This window comes from Sphingopyxis sp. Q841 (genome assembly GCF_052384365.1).
GTDB classification, from domain to species: domain Bacteria; phylum Pseudomonadota; class Alphaproteobacteria; order Sphingomonadales; family Sphingomonadaceae; genus Sphingopyxis; species Sphingopyxis terrae_A.
This window is the reverse complement of record NZ_JBQSUM010000001.1, coordinates 1,279,349-1,298,453: the sequence shown is the minus strand read 5'-3', so window position 1 is coordinate 1,298,453 and position 19,105 is coordinate 1,279,349. Positions and strand designations below refer to the sequence as shown.

The 19,105-nt window shown below is 67.0% G+C and carries 15 protein-coding genes; 7 read left to right on the top strand and 8 right to left on the bottom strand.

Going from position 1 to position 19,105, the window contains the following annotated elements; all coding sequences use genetic code 11:
* Nucleotides 1-3: 3 nt before the first annotated feature.
* Nucleotides 4-345, bottom strand: a complete 342-nt coding sequence (gene fliE, locus ACT17R_RS06400; protein ID WP_003041419.1) for a flagellar hook-basal body complex protein FliE — start codon at nucleotides 343-345, stop codon at nucleotides 4-6.
* Between the two features lie 246 nt (nucleotides 346-591).
* Here fliE and ACT17R_RS06395 point away from each other — a divergent pair, with 246 nt between their 5' ends.
* Nucleotides 592-1,410: a flagellin N-terminal helical domain-containing protein gene (locus tag ACT17R_RS06395; RefSeq protein ID WP_003041418.1), complete on the top strand. Its 819-nt coding sequence runs from the start codon at nucleotides 592-594 to the stop codon at nucleotides 1,408-1,410.
* A 121-nt stretch (nucleotides 1,411-1,531) separates the two neighbouring features.
* On the opposite strand, the gene ACT17R_RS06390 is transcribed toward ACT17R_RS06395, so the two are convergent.
* The 7 genes from ACT17R_RS06390 to ACT17R_RS06360 form a co-directional block, all read right to left on the bottom strand.
* Nucleotides 1,532-4,816, bottom strand: a complete 3,285-nt coding sequence (locus ACT17R_RS06390; RefSeq protein ID WP_444809156.1) for an error-prone DNA polymerase — start codon at nucleotides 4,814-4,816, stop codon at nucleotides 1,532-1,534.
* Nucleotides 4,813-6,357, bottom strand: coding sequence for a Y-family DNA polymerase (locus tag ACT17R_RS06385; protein ID WP_062901640.1), 1,545 nt, complete (start codon nucleotides 6,355-6,357; stop codon nucleotides 4,813-4,815). The genes ACT17R_RS06390 and ACT17R_RS06385 overlap by 4 nt, the downstream gene beginning before the upstream one ends.
* A complete protein-coding gene (locus ACT17R_RS06380; protein ID WP_234178474.1) occupies nucleotides 6,266-7,051 on the bottom strand; it encodes an ImuA family protein in 786 nt (261 codons plus the stop codon). Before ACT17R_RS06380 ends, ACT17R_RS06385 begins: the two co-directional genes overlap by 92 nt.
* Nucleotides 7,052-7,130: 79 nt before the next feature.
* Entirely contained in the window at nucleotides 7,131-8,540 is a 1,410-nt protein-coding gene (locus ACT17R_RS06375) for an efflux transporter outer membrane subunit (RefSeq protein ID WP_062901642.1), read from the bottom strand.
* Complete coding sequence (locus ACT17R_RS06370) at nucleotides 8,537-11,731, bottom strand: efflux RND transporter permease subunit (RefSeq protein WP_444809155.1); 3,195 nt, start codon at nucleotides 11,729-11,731, stop codon at nucleotides 8,537-8,539. Before ACT17R_RS06370 ends, ACT17R_RS06375 begins: the two co-directional genes overlap by 4 nt.
* Before the next feature lie 6 nt (nucleotides 11,732-11,737).
* Nucleotides 11,738-12,928 (bottom strand): efflux RND transporter periplasmic adaptor subunit, encoded by a 1,191-nt coding sequence (locus tag ACT17R_RS06365; protein WP_444809154.1) that lies wholly within the window; start codon nucleotides 12,926-12,928, stop codon nucleotides 11,738-11,740.
* 104 nt (nucleotides 12,929-13,032) lie between these two features.
* On the bottom strand, nucleotides 13,033-13,935 hold the full coding sequence (locus ACT17R_RS06360) for a LysR family transcriptional regulator (protein ID WP_186402834.1): 903 nt from the start codon (nucleotides 13,933-13,935) through the stop codon (nucleotides 13,033-13,035).
* Between the two features lie 101 nt (nucleotides 13,936-14,036).
* Here ACT17R_RS06360 and ACT17R_RS06355 point away from each other — a divergent pair, with 101 nt between their 5' ends.
* From ACT17R_RS06355 to ACT17R_RS06330, 6 genes are all read left to right on the top strand, one after another.
* Nucleotides 14,037-15,533 carry a CoA-acylating methylmalonate-semialdehyde dehydrogenase gene (locus tag ACT17R_RS06355; protein WP_186402835.1) on the top strand — a complete coding sequence of 499 codons (1,497 nt, stop codon included), beginning with the start codon at nucleotides 14,037-14,039 and terminating at the stop codon, nucleotides 15,531-15,533.
* Between the two features lie 87 nt (nucleotides 15,534-15,620).
* On the top strand, nucleotides 15,621-16,196 hold the full coding sequence (locus tag ACT17R_RS06350; protein ID WP_238929623.1) for a hypothetical protein: 576 nt from the start codon (nucleotides 15,621-15,623) through the stop codon (nucleotides 16,194-16,196).
* 21 nt (nucleotides 16,197-16,217) lie between these two features.
* Complete coding sequence (locus ACT17R_RS06345) at nucleotides 16,218-16,526, top strand: I78 family peptidase inhibitor (RefSeq protein WP_062901647.1); 309 nt, start codon at nucleotides 16,218-16,220, stop codon at nucleotides 16,524-16,526.
* Entirely contained in the window at nucleotides 16,519-16,920 is a 402-nt protein-coding gene (locus ACT17R_RS06340) for a RidA family protein (RefSeq protein ID WP_062901648.1), read from the top strand. Before ACT17R_RS06345 ends, ACT17R_RS06340 begins: the two co-directional genes overlap by 8 nt.
* Nucleotides 16,917-18,062: an acyl-CoA dehydrogenase family protein gene (locus ACT17R_RS06335; protein WP_062901649.1), complete on the top strand. Its 1,146-nt coding sequence runs from the start codon at nucleotides 16,917-16,919 to the stop codon at nucleotides 18,060-18,062. Before ACT17R_RS06340 ends, ACT17R_RS06335 begins: the two co-directional genes overlap by 4 nt.
* Nucleotides 18,059-19,105 (top strand): enoyl-CoA hydratase/isomerase family protein, encoded by a 1,047-nt coding sequence (locus ACT17R_RS06330; RefSeq protein WP_062901650.1) that lies wholly within the window; start codon nucleotides 18,059-18,061, stop codon nucleotides 19,103-19,105. The genes ACT17R_RS06335 and ACT17R_RS06330 overlap by 4 nt, the downstream gene beginning before the upstream one ends.

The following is a 19,105-nucleotide window of genomic DNA, read 5'->3' as shown; positions in this document are numbered from 1 at the left end:
GGATTACACCGGCATGTTCATGATGTCGCGATAGGCGGACAGCAGCTTGTTGCGGACCTGCAACGTGGTTTCGAAGCCGAGCGAGGCCTTCTGGCGTTCGATCATCACGCTGACGATGTCGTGCGTGTCGCCGCGTTCATAGGCTTCGCTGAGGTCGCTCGCCTTCGCCTGCTGGGTATTGACCTGCTGCAATGCGCTGGCGATCGCCGATCCGAAATCGGGTGCCGCACCGGCACCCGCGGCGCCGCCCGCAGCCGCGCCGCCGGCGGCGCGCTGCAGCGCCTGGTTCTGATTGAGAATCGAACTGCGCATTTGCAGCAGTCGGCTCTGGTCAATCGTGCTCATAAGCTTTCATCCGTCCTGGTGCGCGGCGGTTCGCCGCACGCACAAAGAGTAATGCAAAGCTCGTGCCAAAAATTATTTTCGTTGAAAAACAGCTATTTGATAGAGTGATCCTATCGCCGCCTGCGCTCCGCGGCGTTTTTTTGACGCGCCGGCTTAATCCGCCGCCGCCGCCGCCGTTACAGCTTTCGTGACCGCTCGCTGAGCCCTCACACCACGGGAATGGCCAAGGGGCCGGAAAGGAACATTATGACTGTCATCAACACCAATGTGAGCGCGCTTCGCGCCCAGAACAGCTCGCGTGTTGCCAATCGCATGCAGTCGCAGGCTATGGAACGTCTGTCGAGCGGCAAGCGCATCAACAGCGCCAAGGACGACGCCGCCGGCCTCGCCGTCGCAACTCGCATGCAGGCTGCTTCGCGCGGCTTCACCCAGGCGATCCGCAATGCCAACGACGGCATTTCGCTGGCGCAGACCGCCGACAGCGCTGCGGGCAGCGTTTCGGACATCCTGGTTCGTATGCGCGACCTGGCGATGCAGGCTTCGACCGGCACTCTCAGCGATGCCGACCGCGGTCTGGTGCAGAAGGAAGTTACCGCACTTATCTCGCAGATCGGCGACATCGTCGGCCAGACGACGTTCAACGGCAACAAACTGCTCGACGGCAGCGTCACCGCAGGCTTCGATATCCAGACTGGCATCAACACCGGTGAAAACGTGAACATCACGATCGGCAAGCTTGATGCGACGACGCTGGGCGTCAACGCGCTTTCGGTTGCCACGGCTTCCGGCGCGACCGGTGCACTGGCGACGCTCGACACCGCGATCACCACGGTCGCCGGCGAACGCGCCAACCTCGGTGCGCAGCAGAACCGTCTTGAAGCGGCTGTCGATAATTTGACGTCGCGTGTCACCAATCTGGACGAATCGCGCTCGCGGATCGAAGATGCCGACTTCTCGGCTGAATCGACGAAGCTGGCGGCGGCGCAGATCCTGTCGCAGGCTTCGACCGCGATGCTCGCCCAGGCGAACCAGAGCGCCCAGGGTGTGATGAACCTGCTGCGCTAAGCGCGGAACATCGCAAACATCTCAGGCTATATTTGGTTGGTCCCTTTAATAGCCTGATCGGATGCCCCGGCTCCCCACAGCCGGGGCATCTTTTTGCGTACGGGGCGGAGGCCTCCCCGCTTCAATGAAAATCGCGTGACTTGGGCAGGATGCGGACATTGCGGGGATGGCCGTGCCGCGCGCCCGGCGCGCGGTCGCGCGGCATTTGCGGGTGCTTGACCTCGTCGGCCCGGCACAAGTCGGGATCGAAGCCGCGATCGCTGCCCAGTGCGTCGAGCATCGCGGTGCGATCGACGATGCGGGTCGCCATCAGGTGGATGACGCCCTCCTTGCTGCGCTGCACCTCGCCTTCGGCCAGCATCAGCCGCGACGCCATGACGGCGCGGCGATAGCGTTCGAAATGGCGCGCCCATAGCAGGATGTTCACGATCCCGCCCTCATCCTCAATGGTGATGAAGATCGCATTGCCCTTGCCCGGCCGCTGGCGGATCAGCACGACCCCCGCGGTGCAAACGATCGACCCGTTCTTTGCCCCCGCAACTTCGCCCGCGCTCAGCACGCCTTCGCGCGCGAAGGCGGGACGCAGAAAGGCCATCGGATGGCCCTTCAGCGACAGGCGCGTCGTCTGATAATCGGTCAGCACCTGTTCGACCGGAGGGATCGGCGGCAGGCGTGCATCGTCTTCGGTGCCCAGTTCGTCGGCGCCCGCCGCACCGAACAGCGGCAACACCCCCTGACGGACGCGCCGCGCGTCCCATAGCGCGGGGCGCCGATCGAGTCCCATCGACCGGCATGCATCCGCATCGGCGAGCAGGCGCAACGCCCGCGGAGGCAGGTTCGCGCGGCGCGCGAGTTCCTCGACCGACGCGAAGGGCGCGGCATTCCGCGCGTCGGCGATCAGCTTCGACCACTCCTGGCGAAACCCGTCCACCTGCCGAAAGCCGAGCCGCAGCGCGAGGCTGCCGTCGGCGCGGGGTTCAAGGCTGCTGTCCCAATCGCTGGAATTGACGTCGACCGCGCGCACCTCGACGCCATGCTCGCGCGCATCGCGGACAAGCTGCGCCGGCGCATAAAAACCCATCGGCTGCGAATTGAGCAAGCCGCAGGTGAAGACGGCGGGGTGGTAATGCTTGATCCATGACGAGACATAAACAAGCCGCGCAAAGGACTGCGCATGGCTTTCGGGGAAGCCATAGCTGCCAAAACCCTCGATCTGCTTGAAACAGCGTTCGGCGAAATCCTGCGTGTAGCCGCGCCGCACCATGCCGCCGATCATTTTGTCCCGGAAATTCTCGATCGTCCCGACGTTGCGAAAGGTCGCCATCGCGCGGCGCAGGCCATTGGCCTCGTCGGGCGTGAAATCGGCGGCCACCATCGCCAGCTTCATCGCCTGTTCCTGGAACAGCGGCACGCCGAAAGTCTTGCCGAGCACGTCGTGCAGTTCGTCGGGCGGGTGCGGCGGGGCAGGCTCGGGGAATTCAACTGGCTCCTCGCCGCATCGCCGGCGCAGATAGGGGTGGACCATGTCGCCCTCGATCGGGCCCGGCCGGACGATCGCGACCTGCACGACAAGGTCATAGAATATCCTGGGTTTCAGGCGCGGCAGCATGTTGATCTGGGCGCGGCTCTCGACCTGAAACACCCCGATGCTGTCGCCGCGCTGGAGCATTTCATAGACGGCCTCGTCGCCGCAATCGATGTCGACCTCCAGCGTATGGTCGCCCAGCCCGTGCGCCCGCATCAGGTCGAAGCATTTGCGGATGCAGGTCAGCATGCCGAGCGCGAGGACATCGACCTTCATCAGGCCGAGTGCGTCGATATCGTCCTTGTCCCATTCGATGAAGGTACGGTCCTCCATTGCGGCATTGTGGATCGGCACCAGTTCGTCGAGCCGCCCTTGGGTCAGCACGAAGCCGCCGACATGCTGCGACAGGTGACGCGGCGCCTTCAGCAATTCGCCGACGAAACGGTGCAATCGCTCGATCTCGCCATTATGGGGGTTGAGTCCGGCTTCGGCCAGCCGCTCGACCGGCACCTCGTCGCCCCAGCTGCCCCAGCTCGTATCGGCGAGCCGCGCGGTGACATCCTCGCTGAGGCCCAGCGCCTTGCCGACCTCGCGGATCGTGCTGCGCGGGCGATAATGGATGACGGTTGCGGCAATCGCGGCGCGGTCGCGCGTGTAGCGGCGGTAGATATATTGGATCACTTCCTCGCGCCGCTCATGCTCGAAATCGACGTCGATGTCGGGTGGCTCGTCGCGCTCGGCCGAGACGAAGCGCGAGAAGAGCAGGTCGTGCTGCATCGGATCGACCGAGGTGACGCCGAGCAGGAAACAGACGATCGAATTGGCCGCCGATCCGCGCCCCTGGCAGAGGATCGGTGGCTTCTGGCCGCGCGCGAAACGGACGAGGTCGTGGACGGTGAGGAAATAATAGACATAATTCCGCCGCCGGATCAGCCGCAGTTCGTTGCCGATCAGCTTGCGGACTTTCGCCGACAAGGGCGTGCCGTAGCGCGCCTCGGCCGCCGTCTTCACCAGATGGTGCAGATAGTTGAAGGGCTTCCATCCCGGCGGCACCGGTTCGTGCGGATATTCGTAGCGCAGTTCGTCGAGCGCGAAGCCGATACGGTCGAGCAGCCGCGCGCTTTGCTCGACCGCTCCCCGACAGGCCGCGAACAGCCGGCGCATCTCGGCCGGCGCTTTTAGATGGCGTTCGCCATTGGCGTGGAGACGCCGGCCTGCCCTGTGCAGTGTCGTGCCCTCGCGGATACAAGTGACGATGTCGTGGAGCGGGCGCTGTGCGGGGGTTGCGTAAAGCGCATCGCAGGTTGCGAGCAGCGGGACGTTCACCGCCGCCGCCAGACGGTGCAGTCGCGCCAGCCGCCGCGCGTCGGCACCTCCCCGGGGCATGGTCGCGGCGAGCCAGAGCGATTTGGGACGTGCGTGCTTGAGCTGGCGCAGCAGGGTCTCGTCGCCCTCCGTCGCGATCAGCAACAGATCGTCGCAATAGGCGAGCAGATCTTCGAGGTGAAGGATGCAGTCGCCCTTCTGCGCGCGCAGATTGCCGGTCGACAACAGGCGCGTCAGGCGGCCCCAGCCATGGCGGCTGACCGGATAGGCGACAATGTCAGGGGTGCCGTCGGCGAATGCGAGCCGGGCGCCGACGACCAGCCGGAATCCCGCTACCGCCTCCGGCTGCTTGGCCTGCAGCTCTTTCAGGAAGGCCCAGGCCCGCACCACCCCCGCGACGCTGTTGCGGTCGGCGATGCCGATGCCCGTCATGCCGAGTTCGAGCGCGCGCGCGACCATTTCGGCGGGGTGCGAGGCGCCGCGCAGGAAGCTGTAGTTGGTCGCAGCGACCAGCTCGGCGAAACCGGGATCGGCGTCGGGACAAGGCGCGCTCATGCAAAGACCCCATGGATATACCAGCGCGGGTCGGGCTTTTCATCGTAGAGGCCGTGGCGGAACAGCCAGTAACGGCGACCCTGCGCATCCTCGACGCGGTAATAGTCGCGCGTCAGCCCGGCATTGTCGCGGCGGCGCCACCATTCGGCCGCGATGCGTTCGGGGCCTTCGAAGCGGCGTACCGCATGGAGCGTGCGGCGCCAGCGGAAGCGCTGCGGCGGGCCGTCGGGGACTTCAGCGATCACTTCGATCGGCTGCGGCGGGTCGAACAGGTGAAAGGGGCGCAGCGGCGGTTCGCCCGGCTCGGTCGCGGTCCAGGGCGTCGGCGGCGGCGCCTCGACCGCGGGCAAGGCAAGCTGCGCCTGTTCGGGGATATGGGTATCGGCGCTGCGCAGCCGCCGGACGCGCCCGCGCCCGAGCCGGGTCGCCAGCCGGTCGGCGAGTTCGTCGACGGCGGCGGCGCCCGGCGCGGTGTTCGCCGCGCCGCCCTCGAGCCTGAGCTGGCCGGCACCCAGCGCCTCGATCCGCGGCACGGCGAGGCGGATCATGTCGAAACCGAAACCGGGGTCGATCGGATCGCGCAGGCTGTCGATCCGTTCGGCGAACAGACGCATGACCAGATCGGCGTCGCGCGTCGGCTGGCCGGTTTCGATTGCGATGCTGCGCGCCAGCCCGTCGCTGCGAAAGAAGGTCGCGCGAAAATGGCGCCCGCCCTTGCCGCGTTCGCCGAGCGCGACGGCGGCCTCGGCGGCAAGCTCGGCGAGCACAGCAGCGGCATGGGCGCTGCTGCCTAGCGGTTCGGCGAAACGGCGCTCGACGACGATCGGCGGGGGCCGGATGCGCGGGTCGAGCGGGCTCGGTGCATCGCCGAGCAACCGGCGCAGCGCGTTCGCCGCCTCGGCCCCGAAGCGCGCGGCGATCGCGGCGACCGGGCGGCCCGAAAGATCGCCGATCGTCTTGAGCCCCGCGCGGACGAGCGCGGTCGTCGCCTCCGCCTCCAGCCCCAGCGCCGCGACGGGCAGGCGGCGCACCGCCGCCGCCTCGTCGGGGGCGGGGAGCGCCTGGTAGCGGGCGAGCGCGCGCGCCGCATCGGCGGTGCCGGCAAGCGCGCTGCGCAGCGTCATCCCCAGCCGGTCCATGCGCTCTTCGACATCGGCGACAAGTTCTGCTTCGCCGCCGAACAGATGCGCCGCGCCCGCGATGTCGAGGATCAGCCCGTCGGGGGCATCGAGCGCGACGAGCGGCGTGTAGCGCGCGCAGCCCTGCGCGAGCCGGTCGAGCCAGGCGGCATCGGCGACGGGATCGTGCGGCACGACGGCAAGGTCGCCGACCTGCGCGCGGGCATCGGCGAGCGGCATGCCGGGGCCGAGCCCCAGCGCCGCGGCGTGCGGATCGACGCTCGCAAGACGGAGTGCCCCGCGCTGCTTTTCGGCAAAGACGATCGGAGCGTCAGGCGGCGGCGCGGCGCGGCACAGCCGTTCGGCCGGGAGCCACGGGAAGAAGAGCGCCAGATAGCGCCGCCCCCCGGAAGACTTGCTCATCGCGATTCCATTCCATCTGCCAGCGGGCGCCCGCGGGGCCGCCGCGCCAGCGTATCAGGTCGAGGGTGAAGCCCGGCGCGCCCGGCGCATCGGCCTCGAGCGCCGTCGAGGGCGCGGCGGCGACCGTCCAGCGCGTTTCCGCCACGCTGGGAGCGGGAAGCGTATTGAGTCGCAGCATCAGGAGCACGGTCCCCGCATCGCGTGCGCCGAGTGCCAGCCGCCGCCCCGCGGTCAGGTCGAGCGCGGGCCACGCTCCCCAGCTTTCGACGATCACCGCCGCCGAGCCGCCGCACCGCACCGCGTCATTGGCGCAGGCGAGGAGCATTTTGGGGTCGGCGGTTTCGACGAGCAGCAGCCGGTCGGGGTCGCCGCCAAGCTCGGCGATGCCAGGCGCATAGATATGCCCCGCGCGCCGTGCGGCATCGGCGGTGCGCAGCCACAGCAGCGGCGCCGCGCCGGGCGTACGCAGCGCGAGCAACGCGGCAAAGGCCGCGGCGCTCGTCGCATCGAGCGCGTTGGCTGCGAAAAATTCATGCGTCTTGCCGATCGCCAACCCGCCGCCGATCGCCGCATCGAAATCCGCATGGCCACTCGCCAGCCAGCCGCCATCGCCCCCGCCGGACGGGGCGCCGCTATCGGCGAGCCGGGCGACGCGTTGGCGCAGCGCGGCGAGAGAGGAAGACGACTCGCGCATAATGTTCCTGATTTGTTCTATTAGCGCGCGAGCGGATGGGGTTGTCAAGCGGAGTCGGGATTCGCGTCTTGATTGCGCTCTAAGGCGCCGCGGACCCCGCGCTGCTGTCGCCGCCGAGCGCGCGGAACAGGGCGATGCGGGTCTGGACGAGCAGCAGGCCTGTCGCGATTTCGCTGCGCCGCGCGGCATAGAGGCTGCGCTGCGCGTCGAGGCTGGCGAGGAAACTGTCGACCCCGCCCTTGTAGCGCGCATCGCTGAGTCTCGCCGTGTCGGCTGCGGCTTCGGTGTTGGCGGCGGCGGCGCGGACCCGCTCGGCGATCGTCCCTTGCACCGCGAGCGCGTCGGCGACTTCGCGAAAGGCGGTCTGGATCGCGCCTTCATAGCTGGCAAGCGCGGCATCGCGCTGCGCCTCGCTCACCGCCACCCCGGCGCGGCGGCCACCGAAATCGAAGATCGAGGCGCTGGCATCGCCGCCCGCCGACCAGGCGAAGGAACCCTTGTCGAACAGGCTCGACAGCGCGTCGCTGGCAAAGCCCAGCAGGCCGGTCAGCGAAATCGTCGGGAACAACCGCGCGCGCGCGACGCCGATATCGGCATTGGCGGCGCGCAGCAGATATTCGGCCTGGATCACGTCGGGCCGCCGCAACAGGATTTCCGACCGCATCCCGGCCGGGGGCGCCGCAACCGCGGGCGTCACCTCGGCCAGGCTGGCGGGGAACAGCGCCGGATCGACATCGCCGCCGACGAGCAGGCGGATCAGATTTTCGTCCTGCGCGATCGCAGTCTGCTGCTGCGCGATCGCGTCCTCGGCGGTCGCCAATATCTGTTCGGCTTGCCTGAGGTCGGTGCGCGGCGCGACGCCGCCGTCGAGCCGCGCCTTCGTCAGCCGGACATTTTCGCGCGCATTGGTCGCGGTTTCCTGCGCAATGGCGAGCAGGTCGCGGTCGGCGCCATAGGCGGCCCAGGCATTGGCGAGATCGGCGATCAGGCTCAGCCGCACGGTGCGCGACGCGGCCTCGGTCGCCAGCGCGCGGTCGCGGTCGGCGGCATTCGCATTGGCGAGGCGCCCGAACAGGTCGAGTTCGAAGGCGGTGACCCCGCCTTGAAGCGCGAAACTACTGCCCGCGCCGCCGGAGCCGCCGGTGCCGCCGCGGTCGGCATAGTCGCCGCTCGCGCTGACGCCAATCGCCGGGAATTGCGCCGCCCGGCTGACCCGCACCTGCGCGCGCGCCGCCGCCAGATTGGCATAGGCGGTGCGCAGGTCGCGATTGTTCGCGAGCGCCTGTTCGACGAGCGACTGGAGCCGCGCGTCGGTAAACAATTGTTTGTAGGACAGGATCGGCAGCGCCGCCTCGCTCTGGATCAGATAGGCGTCGCCGACCGGCCAGCCTTGCGGTACCGGGGGCGGCGGTAACGCCGTCTTCGGCGCAAGCGAACAGCCCGCGAGCATCAGCGGCGCTGCGATCATCAGGAAGGGCGCGCGTTTCATGCCGTCACCTCCGCGTCGCCGTCCTTTTTGCCGAAGCGCTGGCGCAGCGCGGCAAGCCCGTCGCGCACGCCGCGGCGGACGAGCACGAAGAAGAGCGGAATGAAGAAAATGGCGAGCAGCGCGGCGGTCAGCATGCCGCCGATCACCGACGTGCCGATCGCGACGCGGCTGTTGGCCCCCGCACCGGTCGCAATGGCGAGCGGCAGGACGCCGAAGATGAAGGCAAAGCTGGTCATCAGGATCGGACGCAAACGGATGCGCGCCGCCTCGACCGCTGCCTCGATAACGCGGCGACCCTTGCGTTCCTCCTGTTCGGCGAACTCGATCATCAGGATCGCATTCTTCGCCGCCAGTCCCATCGTCGTCAGCAACCCGATCTGCAGATAGACGTCGTTTTCCAGCCCGCGCAGCGTCACCGCGAAAACCGCGCCGACCAGCCCGAGCGGAATGATGAGCAGCACCGCAAGCGGGATCGACCAGCTTTCGTAAAGCGCGGCAAGGCAGAGGAAGACGACGAGCAGCGACAGGCCATAGAGCAGGGGCGCCTGCCCCGATGACAGGCGTTCCTGATAGGACGCGCCCGCCCAGGCGACGCTGGTGCCGGGAATTTCGGCCGCCATCCGCTCCATCTCATCCATCGCCTCGCCCGAACTGACGCCGGCGGCTGCCTGCCCCGAAATTTCGAACGCCGGGACGCCCTGAAAGCGCGACGTGCTTGCCGGGGTGGTTGACCAGCCGATGCTCGAAAAGGCCGAGAAGGGCGACATCTCGCCATCGGACGATCGGACATACCATTGCCCGATATCGTCGGGCTTCGCGCGATAGGGGGCGTCGCCCTGGACATAGACGCGCTTGACGCGGCCCTTGTCGATGAAGTCGTTGACGTAGCGGCCGCCCCAGGCGGTCGCCAGCGTGTTGTTCACATCGCCGTTGCTGAGGCCATAGGCGGTCAGCCGCTGCGTATCGATATCGACCTTCAACGTCGCGACATCGGGAAGATCGCTGAGCCGAACCGAGGTGAGCTTGGGATTGGCATTGGCCATGTCGAGCAGCCGGTCGCGCGCCGCGACGAATTCGGCGCGGCTCATCCCGCTGCGGTTCTGGAACTCCATCGTAAAGCCCGACGAATCGCCAAGACCCCGCACCGCGCCGGGAACGAGGGCGAAGACCTGCGCGTCGCGCAGGCCCGACAGCGCCTTGCGCGTCCGGTCGGCGATCGCGTCGGCGGTGTTTTCCTTGCCGGGACGGTCGTCCCAGTGGACGAGATTCAAAAAGCCCTGGCCGGTATTCTGGCCGGTAGCACCGCCCCCGCCGCCGCCCGCGACGAGGAAGAGCGCGCCGACATTGGCCTTTTCCTGGCTCAGCAGATATTTTTCGACGCTGTCGCGCACTGCGAGCGTGCGTTCCTGCGTCGCGCCCGCGGGCAAGCGGAACTGCACCGAAACGCGGCCCTGATCCTCATTGGGAAGAAAGCCGGTCGGCAGGCGCACGAACATCAGCACCAGCAGCACCAGAATGATGGCGTAAATGCCAAGGAACAGCCATTTGCGATCGACGACGCGGGTCACGCTGCCGACATAGCCGCGAACCGTGCGGTCGAACCGCGTGTTGAAGCCGTCGCGGGCGCGGATCATCGCGGCGTGCACGCGCGGGAAACGGTGCGGCCGATCCTCGTCCCCGCCATGGCTGCGCGGCTTCAGCAGGGTCGAGGTCAGCGCCGGGCTGAGGATCAGCGCGACGAGTACCGACAGAGCCATCGCCGACACGATGGTGATCGAGAACTGACGATAGATGACGCCCGTCGATCCGCCGAAAAAGGCCATCGGCAGAAACACCGCCGACAGCACCATCGCGATCGCGATCAAGGCGACCTGCAATTCCTTCATCGACTGGATCGTCGCCTCGCGCGCCGACATGCCGGGATTCTCTTCCATCAGCCGCTCGACATTCTCGACCACCACGATCGCGTCGTCGACGAGCAGGCCGATCGCGAGCGTCAGGCCGAACAGGGTGAGCGTGTTGATCGTGAAACCGGCGATATAGAAGACGCCGAAGGTGCCAAGCAGCACGACCGGCACAGCGATCGCCGGGATCAGCACCGCGCGCCAGCTTTGCAGAAAGACGAACATCACCAGCACGACAAGCAGGATCGCCTCGAACAGCGATTTCTGCACTTCGTTCACCGACAGCTTGATGAAGGCGGTGGCGTCGTTGGCATAGGCATAGGTCAGGCCGTCGGGGAAATCCTGCGCCAGTTCGGCAACGCGCGTCTTGACCCGGTCGGCGGTTTCCAGCGCGTCGGAGCCGGGCGACAGCGAGATCGAGATGCCCGCGCCCGGATGGCCGTTGATGCGCACGATGGTGCCGTAATTTTCGGCGCCGACCTCGACCCGCGCGACGTCTCTGATCCTTACGGTCGACCCGTCGGGCAGCGTCTTGAGCACGATATTCTCGAACTCTTCGGGCGTCTGCAACCGCGACTGGGCGGTTACGGTCGCATTCAGCATCTGTCCCTCGGGCGCCGGGGTGCCGCCGACCTCGCCCGCCGCGACCTCGCTGTTCTGCGCGGTGATCGCGGTGACGACGTCGCCGGGCATCAGCGACACCGCGGCGAGCCGCTGCGGGTTCAGCCAGATGCGCATCGCATGCGGCGAGCCATAGACATTGACGTCGCCTACGCCTTCGACGCGCGACAGCGGATCCTGCACGTTCGACGACAGATAGTCGGACACATCCTGGTTCGATCGCGTGTCGGTGGTGTCATAGACGCCGACGAGCAGCAGCGAATCCGAATTGGACTTGGTGACGCGCACGCCCTGACTCTGCACCTGTTGCGGCAGGCGCGAGATGGCGGAGGCGATCTTGTTCTGCACCTGCACCTGCGCGATGTCGGGATCGGTGCCCTTGGCGAAGATGGCAGTAATCGTCGCCTGCCCGCGCGAACTCGACTGCGAGCTGAAATAGAGCAGGCCGTCGATACCGGTGAGCTGTTGCTCGAGCACCTGCGTGACGCTGTTCTCGATCGTCTCGGCGGAGGCGCCGGGATAGCTGGCGCGGATATTGACCTGCGTCGGCGCGATGTCGGGATATTGTTCGATCGGCAGCGAAAACAGCGCGCCGAGCCCGCCGAGCATGACGACGATCGCCAGCACCCAGGCGAAGATCGGCCGATCGATGAAAATGCGCGACATGGGGCGTTATTGTCCTTTCGTCGCGGCGCTCTTGTCGGCGCTCTTCCCCGCGGGCGCCCCCACCCGCTGCGGACTGGTCGCGGGCACTGGCTTGATCGCCGATCCCTGCTTCAGGTTGCCGACACCCTGCGTGATGACCCGGTCGCCCGGTTTCAGCCCGCCGGTGACGACCCAGTTCGCGCCGACCGTGCGGTCCGCGTCGACCTTGCGCCGTTCGGCCTTATTGTCGTTGCCGACCAAATAGACGAAAGCCGATCCGTCGAAATCGCGCTGCACCGCGGCCTGCGGCACCAGCATTGCCGCGGGGTTCACCGCCTGGTCGAACAGCGCGGTCACGAACATGCCGGGCATCAGCAGGCCCGAGGGGTTGGGGAAGCGCGCGCGCAGCGTCACCGTCCCCGTCGCTTCGTTCACCGTCACTTCGGAAAACTGCACGGTGCCGGACAGGCCGTAATCGCTGCCGTCCTCCAGCTTCAGCCGCACGCTCGTGCTGCCGGCGGTCACCCCGCCGCTGGCAAGCGACTGGCGCAGGCGCGTCATGTCGGCGGCCGATTGCTGGATGTCGACATACATGGGGTCGGTGCGCTGGATCACCGCGAGCGGCGTCGCCTGGCTGGCGCTGACGAGCGCGCCGGGAGTAACGAGCGAGCGGCCGATATGGCCCCCGATCGGCGCGGTGATCGTCGAATAGCGCAGGTTGATCCGCGCAGTTTCGAGCGATGCGGCGCTCTGCGCGACGGCGGCGCGCGCGACGCGCGCCTGTGCCAGCGCGTCGGTATAATCTTGTTCGGCCACCGCCTGCATCTTGGCGAGCGGCTCGAAGCGCTTGGCCTTTTCCTCGGCCGCCTGCGCGCTCGCGCGGGCGCTCGCCAGATTGGCCGCGGCCTGATCGACCGCCGCCTTGTAAAGGCTCGCGTCGATCTGGAACAGCGGCTGGCCGGCGCGCACCGTCCCGCCCTCGGTAAACAGGCGCTGGCGGACAATGCCGTTTACCTGCGGCCGGACTTCGCTCGTCCCGAAGGCGACGGTGCGGCCGCCGAGCGCGGTGGTGATCGGCACGGCCTCCTCGCGCACCACGACAAAGCCGACCTGCGCGGCGCGGTTGCCGCCCTTGTCGTCCTTGCCCGAACAGGCGCCCAGCGAAAGCGTCATCGCGCACAGCGCTCCGGCAAGGAGCAGCGGCTTCTTGTGCAGCATAGTCTGTTGTCTCGTGTCGAAACCGCCGGGGAGGGCGGGGGGAAGGGCGCCTATTCAACCTATTGCGCCGCACCATGCAAGCCCCGAGGCTGCATTGCGACAAATTACGACAATTTTCCTGGCTCGGGGACGAACAGCGTGCGTGCGGCCTGCACTTCGGCGTCGAGCCAGTCGATGAAGGCGCGAATCCGCGGCTGCGGCGCGATGTCGCGATGCAGCGCCAGCCAGAAGGCGCGCGCGATCGTCTGGTCGCGGCGGACGCGGACGAGCGCGGGGTCACCCGCAGCAAGGAAGCAGGGCAGGACGCCGACTCCGGCACCGCCCGCGATCATCCGCCGCTGCGCGAGGATCGAAGAGGATCGGATGCCAGCGCGCAACCCCGGTTCGATCTCGCCCAGATAGTCGAGTTCGGGGGCATAGAGGATGTCGGGGACATAGCCGACGACGGGAATACCGGTACGCGAGAGGGGCGCCGCTTCGACCGCCCGATGCCAGTCGCGGCGGTCGGCGGGGGCGTAGAGGCCGAGGCTGTAGTCCGCGAGCTTGCGCGTGATCAGCGGGCCCTTGCGGGGCCGCGCGAGCAGCACCGCCATATCGGCCTCGCGCCGCGAGGGGTTGAGGAAACCCGACGAAGCGACAAGGTCGATCTCGAGCTCGGGGTGCGCCGCGACGAAGGCGGCGAGGCGCGGCGCGATGAAGCTGCCCCCAAAACCTTCGGAGACGCTGATCCGCAATTGCCCCGAAAGCGCCGTGCCGCCATCGCCTGCCGAATGGATGCGCGCGGCCGCTGCCGCCATCGCTTCGGCATGCGGAACGAGCGCCCGACCGGCGGCGGTCAGAACGAAACCCGTCGGCGCGCGTTCGAACAGCGTCTGCTGCAAGGCGCTTTCCAGTGCACTGATGCGGCGGCTGACCGTCGTGGCGTCGACGTGGAGCGCCTGGCCGGCTCGCGCCAGCGTGCCATGACGCGCAACCATCTGGAAATATTGCAGGCTGTCCCAATCCATATGCTGCAAATATGCAGGATATGGCTGCAAGTCTATCCCTTGCAATCGCGCTGGTTTTGGTTTGTGGCTGCGACACGTCAGAAACGGGAGACTCGACCCTCATGCGACAGATCGATCATCACATCGTCGGCGGTGCCGGCGGCAATACGGGACGGCTCGGCGACGTGCTCGATCCGAACAATGGCGGCGTTCAGGCGCAGGTGGCGCTTGGCGACAAGGCGCTCCTCGATCGCGCGGTCGCGGCGGCCAAGGCGGCGCAGCCGGCCTGGGCCGCAGTGAATCCCCAGCGCCGCGCGCGGGTGATGTTCGAATATAAGCGGCTGGTAGAGGCCAATATGGACGAGCTTGCTCAGATGCTCTCGGCCGAACATGGCAAGGTGATCGCCGATGCCAAGGGCGACATCCAGCGCGGGCTGGAGGTCGTCGAATTCTGTTGCGGCATCCCGCATGTGCTGAAGGGCGAATATACGCAGGGCGCCGGCCCCGGCATCGACGTCTATTCGATGCGCCAGCCGCTCGGCATCGGCGTCGGCATCACGCCGTTCAACTTTCCCGCGATGATTCCGTTGTGGATGGGCGCGGTCGCCACCGCGGTCGGCAATGCCTTCATCCTGAAGCCCAGCGAACGCGACCCGTCGGTTCCCGTCCGCCTGGCCGAACTGTTCCTCGAAGCCGGAATGCCCGAGGGGATTTTCCAGGTCGTCCACGGTGACAAGGAAATGGTCGATGCCATCCTCGATCATCCCGACATCGCCGCGGTCAGCTTCGTCGGCTCGTCGGACATCGCCCATTATGTCTATGAACGCGGCGTGCGCGCGGGCAAGCGGGTGCAGGCGATGGGCGGCGCGAAGAATCACGGCATCGTCATGCCCGACGCCGATCTGGACCAGGTGGTCAGCGACCTGACCGGCGCCGCCTTCGGCTCGGCGGGCGAACGCTGCATGGCGCTGCCCGTCGTCGTCCCGGTGGGCGAGGATACGGCGCAGCGACTGCGCGACAAGCTGGTCCCGGCGATCGAGGCGCTGCGCGTCGGCGTATCGACCGATCCCGACGCGCATTACGGCCCCGTGGTGACGCAGGCGCACAAGGAAAAGGTCGAAGGCTGGATCGCGAAATGTGCCGACGAAGGCGCCGAGCTGGTCGTCGACGGGCGCGGCTTTACCTTGCAGGGGCATGAAAAGGGCTTCTTCGTCGGCCCGACGCTGTTCGACCATGTCACCCCCGAGATGGAAAGCTACAAGGAAGAAATCTTCGGCCCGGTGCTGCAGATCGTCCGCGCGCCCGATTTCGAAACCGCGCTCGAACTGCCGTCGAGGCATCAGTATGGCAACGGCGTCGCCATCTTCACGCGCAACGGCCACGCCGCGCGCGAATTTGCCGCGCGCGTCAATGTCGGCATGGTCGGCATCAACGTGCCGATTCCGGTGCCCGTCGCCTATCACACCTTCGGCGGCTGGAAGCGCTCGGCGTTCGGCGATACCAACCAGCACGGCATGGAGGGGGTCAAATTCTGGACCAAGGTCAAGACCGTGACCGCGCGCTGGCCCGATGGGTCGCCTGACGGCGGCAACGCCTTCGTCATCCCGACCATGGGCTGACGGCGCGCTGGCGATGAAACCGGCCCCCGTCATCGGGCATTTCCTGTTGGGGCGCCGGCCGGTCGCTGGCGCCGTGCAGGAGATCGAATGATGACGCGCTGGCTGTTTTCCGCTCCCTTGCTGCTGCTTGCCGGGTGCAGCGGCGGCAGCGACGGCACCGATGGCACCGATGACAAGGCACCCGCCGCTGAGGAACAGGCGGCCGATGCGCCGGCCGGGCCTTCGCAAAACGCGCCTGCTCAACCGGCGCCCGCCGCGGGCGGCGCCAGCGATGCCGACCTCGCCTATGTTGCCGATCCGTCGGTGGCCCCGCCGAAGGCACCCGAAGCGGGGGTCGGTATCGGCGAGCAGGCGATTCCGGTTGCCATCCGCGGTCGCTGGGCGCTGAAGGCGGAGGATTGCGGCGCGCGTCCCGGCACCGACCTGACCGCGCTGGTGATCGACGCAAAGACGCTGCGCTTCTTCGAATCGGCGGGCGATCTGGCGCGGGTGCGCGACCGCGATGTAAACCGCATCGTCGCCGATTATAAATTCAGCGGCGAAGGGCAGCAGTGGGACCGGCTGATGCTGCTCGGCCTCGCCGACGGCGGCAAGACGCTCGTTCGCCGCGATTATGGCGATGGTGCCGCGCCCGACGCGATGCGCTATACCCGCTGCGCCTGACTTGCGAAGAAAGGGAGATATATGATGGATATCCGTTTTCTGACCCTCACCGCCGTCCTGCCGCTCGCCGCCTGCGCCAGCGCCGGGGACGGTTCTCCCTCCGATGCCGCGCCGCCGCCGGCCGCGATGACGTGCAGCGCCGATGCGGCGCAAAGCTATGTCGGCCAGACCGCGAGCCCCGAGCTGGGCGGCGCCATCCTGAAAGCGACCGGCGCGCGCACGCTGCGCTGGGGCCCGCCGCGCAGCGCGATGACGATGGATTATCGGCAGGACCGGGTGAACGTCATGTACGACGACGCCTACAAGATCACGCAGGTTACGTGTGGCTGACGGTTGGCGGCGCAATCACGGCTCGGCGTCGCCCTTTGAGCCCGTGTACGGTTACAGCCGCGCGGTCCGGGTCGGCAATCGCATCGACGTCGCCGGCTGCGCGCCGATCGAGCCCGACGGTTCGTCGACCGTCGGCGACGCCGGAGTGCAGGCCGCGCGCTGCCTGACGATCATCGGCGAAGCGCTCGAAGCCCTGGGCGGCAGCTTCGCCGACGTCGTGCGCACCCGCATGTATATCACCGACGCCGCCGATGCCGATCGCGTCGGACAGGCGCATGGCGCCATATTCGGCGCGATCCGCCCGGCCGCCACGATGCTCGTCATTCCGGCGCTGATCCGCCCCGAATGGAAAGTCGAAATCGAGGCCGAGGCCATTTTAGAGACAGGGATATGACCGACCAGTTCCAGCTTACCGACGACCAGCGCGCGATCCAGGACATGGCGCGCAAGTTCACCGCCGACGCCATCACGCCCTTTGCGGCCGAATGGGACGAAAAGGCGCATTTCCCGCGCGACGTGATCAAGCAGGCGGCCGAACTCGGCTTTGCGGCGATCTATGTCAGCGAGGAATCGGGCGGTATCGGCCTCGGCCGGCTCGAGGCGGCATTGATCATGGAGGCGATGTCCTACGGTTGCCCGGCGACGAGCGCCTTCATCTCGATCCACAATATGGCGAGCTGGATGATCGACAGCTTCGGCGGCGCTGCGGTGAAGTCGAAATATCTTCCCGATCTCGTCACCATGGACCGCATGGCCAGCTACTGCCTCACCGAACCCGGTTCGGGGTCCGACGCTGCGGCGCTCAAGACCACCGCGACGCTCGACGGCGACCATTATGTCGTCAATGGCACCAAGCAGTTCATCTCGGGCGCCGGCGTCAACGACCTTTATGTGACGATGGTGCGCACCGGCCAGCCGGGACCGAAGGGGATCAGTTGCCTCGTCATCGAAAAGGACATGCCCGGTGTCAGCTTCGGCGCGAAGGAACGCAAGCTCGGCTGGAACGCCTCGCCGACCGCGCAGGTGATCTTCGACAATGTGAAGGTGCCGGTCGAAAACCGCGTCGGTGCGGAAGGCGACGGCTTCCGCTTTGCGATGGCGGGGCTCGACGGCGGCCGCCTCAACATCGGCGCCTGCTCGCTCGGCGGGGCGCAGCGCTGCCTTGACGAGGCGATCGCCTATACCAAGGACCGCCAGCAGTTCGGCCAGCCGATTTCGGATTTCCAGAACACCCAGTTCATGCTTGCCGACATGGCAACCGACCTCGAAGCCGCGCGTGCCCTCCTCTATATGGCGGCGGCAAAGGTCACCGCGAACGCGCCCGACAAGTCGCGCTTCTCGGCGATGGCGAAGCGGCTTGCGACCGACAACGGCAGCAAGATCGTCAACGACGCGCTGCAATTGTTCGGCGGTTACGGCTATCTGAAGGATTATCCGATCGAGCGTTTCTGGCGCGACCTGCGCGTCCATTCGATCCTCGAAGGCACCAATCAGGTCATGCGGATGATCGTGGGAAGGGATTTGCTGCGCCAATGACCGAAGATGTTCTGATTTCGATCGACGGCCATGCCGGCCGCTTGTCGCTCAATCGTCCGAAGGCGATCCACGCGCTCAACCTGCCGATGTGCCGGGCGATGATCGATGCGCTGCTCGGATGGCGCGATGACGAGGCCGTCGAGGCGGTCATTATCGACCATAGCGAAGGCCGCGGCTTCTGCGCCGGGGGCGACATTCGCATGCTTGCGGAAAGCGGCGCCAAGGACGGAATGGAGGCGCGGCAGTTCTTCCACACCGAATATCGCCTCAACCATCTGCTTTTCACCTATGCGAAGCCCGTCGTCGCCTTCATGGACGGCATTACCATGGGCGGCGGGGTCGGCATTTCGCAGCCGGCGAAATATCGTGTCGCGACCGAACATACGCGCTTTGCGATGCCCGAAACCGGGATCGGCCTGTTCCCTGACGTCGGCGGCGGCTGGTATCTGCCGCGGCTGGAAGGGCGCGTCGGCGCGTATCTCGCGCTCACCGGCGCGCGGCTCGACGGGGCCGAATGTCTCGCGCTGGGCCTCGCGACCCACTATCTGCCGTCCGAAAAGCTCGCCGAGGCAAAGGCGCGCATCGCGCAGCACCCCGACCGCATTGGCGGCATATTGGGCGAGCTGTCGGTCACCGCGCCGCCCGCCGCGATCATGCAGCATATCGACCGGATCAACCGCCTGTTCGCCAGCGACAGCTATGAAGAGATTCTTGCCGCGCTCGAAGCCGATGGCGGAGAATGGGCCGAAAAGGAACTGGCGACGCTCCACGGCAAATCGCCGCAAACCTGCAAGGTCGCGCTCCGCCAGCTCAAGGAAGGCGGTGCGATGCACGACTTCGCCGCGCAGATGACGCAGGAATATGCGATCGGCAGCCGGGTGGTGCAGATGCACGATTTCATCGAGGGCGTCCGCGCGCTGATCATCGACAAGGACAACAGCCCGAAATGGGACCCGCCGACACCAGAGGCAGTCACCGACGACTGGATCGACGCGATCTTCGCGCCGCTGCCCGAGAATGAGAAATGGACCCCTCTAGCCTAA

Coding starts and splice junctions, on each gene's coding strand:
- ACT17R_RS06345 (WP_062901647.1), top strand. CDS start 16,218: ATGATGGATATCCGTTTTCTGACCCTCACCGCCGTCCTGCCGCTCGCC.
- ACT17R_RS06370 (WP_444809155.1), bottom strand. CDS start 11,731: ATGTCGCGCATTTTCATCGATCGGCCGATCTTCGCCTGGGTGCTGGCG.
- ACT17R_RS06350 (WP_238929623.1), top strand. CDS start 15,621: ATGATGACGCGCTGGCTGTTTTCCGCTCCCTTGCTGCTGCTTGCCGGG.
- ACT17R_RS06375 (WP_062901642.1), bottom strand. CDS start 8,540: ATGAAACGCGCGCCCTTCCTGATGATCGCAGCGCCGCTGATGCTCGCG.
- ACT17R_RS06355 (WP_186402835.1), top strand. CDS start 14,037: ATGCGACAGATCGATCATCACATCGTCGGCGGTGCCGGCGGCAATACG.
- ACT17R_RS06395 (WP_003041418.1), top strand. CDS start 592: ATGACTGTCATCAACACCAATGTGAGCGCGCTTCGCGCCCAGAACAGC.
- ACT17R_RS06365 (WP_444809154.1), bottom strand. CDS start 12,928: ATGCTGCACAAGAAGCCGCTGCTCCTTGCCGGAGCGCTGTGCGCGATG.
- ACT17R_RS06330 (WP_062901650.1), top strand. CDS start 18,059: ATGACCGAAGATGTTCTGATTTCGATCGACGGCCATGCCGGCCGCTTG.
- fliE (WP_003041419.1), bottom strand. CDS start 345: ATGAGCACGATTGACCAGAGCCGACTGCTGCAAATGCGCAGTTCGATT.
- ACT17R_RS06335 (WP_062901649.1), top strand. CDS start 16,917: ATGACCGACCAGTTCCAGCTTACCGACGACCAGCGCGCGATCCAGGAC.
- ACT17R_RS06390 (WP_444809156.1), bottom strand. CDS start 4,816: ATGAGCGCGCCTTGTCCCGACGCCGATCCCGGTTTCGCCGAGCTGGTC.
- ACT17R_RS06380 (WP_234178474.1), bottom strand. CDS start 7,051: ATGCGCGAGTCGTCTTCCTCTCTCGCCGCGCTGCGCCAACGCGTCGCC.
- ACT17R_RS06360 (WP_186402834.1), bottom strand. CDS start 13,935: ATGGATTGGGACAGCCTGCAATATTTCCAGATGGTTGCGCGTCATGGC.
- ACT17R_RS06385 (WP_062901640.1), bottom strand. CDS start 6,357: ATGAGCAAGTCTTCCGGGGGGCGGCGCTATCTGGCGCTCTTCTTCCCG.